General features: G+C 65.4%; 1 protein-coding gene. It reads left to right on the forward strand.

Annotation, left to right across the window (positions count from 1 at the left end; translation table 11 throughout):
• Window positions 1-159 precede the first annotated feature (159 nt).
• Window positions 160-1,221, forward strand: a complete 1,062-nt coding sequence (locus V8J36_RS22810) for a recombinase family protein (RefSeq protein ID WP_336469609.1) — start codon at window positions 160-162, stop codon at window positions 1,219-1,221.
• Window positions 1,222-1,533: the final 312 nt, after the last annotated feature.

A 1,533-nucleotide genomic window follows, 5' to 3' on the forward strand; every position in this document is an offset into this window, starting at 1 on the left:
CCACAGTGGTAATCTCCGACATGACCGCCTCCCCAAATGGATTGTTGCGATCCCACCTTGGCACGTCGATGCCGTCGGGGGGCGGTTACATCATCAACGCCTGTTGGCACCACCAGTCGCGGCCGGGTCGCCGCAGGCCTCGGCTATGGCTACCGAGTCGTGCACCGATCCAAAACCGAGTGCAATCGCGAGATCGCTGAGGAGGCCGCGGCCATCGTGCAGCGGATCTTCCGCGACTACGCCGCCGGCCAGTCACCCTACAAGATCGCCGCCGCGCTGAATGCCGAGGGCATCCCCTCCCCTTCGGGCCGCACCTGGTGCGACAGCACCATCCGCGGCGATGCCAAGAAGGATAGCGGCATCCTGAGGAACGTCGCCTATGTCGGGATCGTTCGCTATGGCCAGAACCAGTGGTACCGCGACGAGAATGGCAAGCGGGTCTCACGACCGGCGGACCGCGAACACCTCATCGAGTGCGATGTGCCGGAGCTGCAGATCATCCCGGATGCACTCTGGAACCGCGTGCACACCCGGCTCGAAGAGACGCGCAAGCGATACGCCCGCGACGGCGCGCAGCTGAACGACACGCATCGGCCGAAGTACCTGCTGGCGGGACTGCTGACCTGCGGCTGCTGCGTCGGGCCATTCTCGATGGTCGATCGGCGCTACGGCTGCTTCAACCGCAAGAGCCGAGGCGCCACGATGTGCGAGAACAACCGCAAGATCGGACGGCCCGAGCTTGAAGCCGAAGTCCTCTCCGTTCTTCGCGCCCCTCTCGATGACCCCGAGCTTGCGACGGCCTTCGCGCAGGAAGCTCAGCGAACCTTCAGCGACTACGCCGTGCAGGCCGGCGGTGAGCGTGCGTCACTGGAGCGCAAGCTGAAGGACACCGAGACCGCGATCGCGCGTCTGGTCGGCCTGCTCGAAGACGGCGGCTCCACCGCGCTGGTCGAGCGGTTGAAGGAGAGGGAAGTCGAGCGGGATCGGATGATCGCCACGCTGGAAGCCCTGCCTCAACAAGACCAAGCAGTGTCACTCCCCTCCCCTGCCGAACTCGTCGCGGCCTACCGCAAACAGCTCGGCCGCTTGGGCGAGTTGCTCTCTGCGGGAGCAGACGGAACCCGGATCGAAGCCAATCAACTCCTCAAGGGGATCATCCGCCAGGTCGTGCTCACACCCGACGGCAGCGGCGGCCTCGCACTCGACATCCAGCTCGCCTGAGCGCCGACAGCCCCATCAAATAGACAAAGCCCCGCGGGAGACCGCGGGGCTTGTTGTTTCGTGTGCGGTGCTTCGCTCAGCAGAATAACGGGGCGCCTGACGACCGAAGCTGACGCGCTGCATTGGTTATCCCGAAGGATAGAGCGGCATCCGCTCCCGTCGGGGCGGACTGATCACCGACGGGCCTGGGTATCGCCGGTTGCATTCGCCGCCCTGCCGGTCACCGGCAACGAGCCGAAGGCCCCTCCCCCACCGAGTTCACCGCGTTTTTCCCGAGCCAGGTATCGTGGCTGGGCTGGATGTCGACATCCA

Origin of the sequence: Frigidibacter sp. MR17.14 (assembly GCF_037095735.1) — a bacterium.
Classification (GTDB): Bacteria; Pseudomonadota; Alphaproteobacteria; order Rhodobacterales; family Rhodobacteraceae; genus Frigidibacter.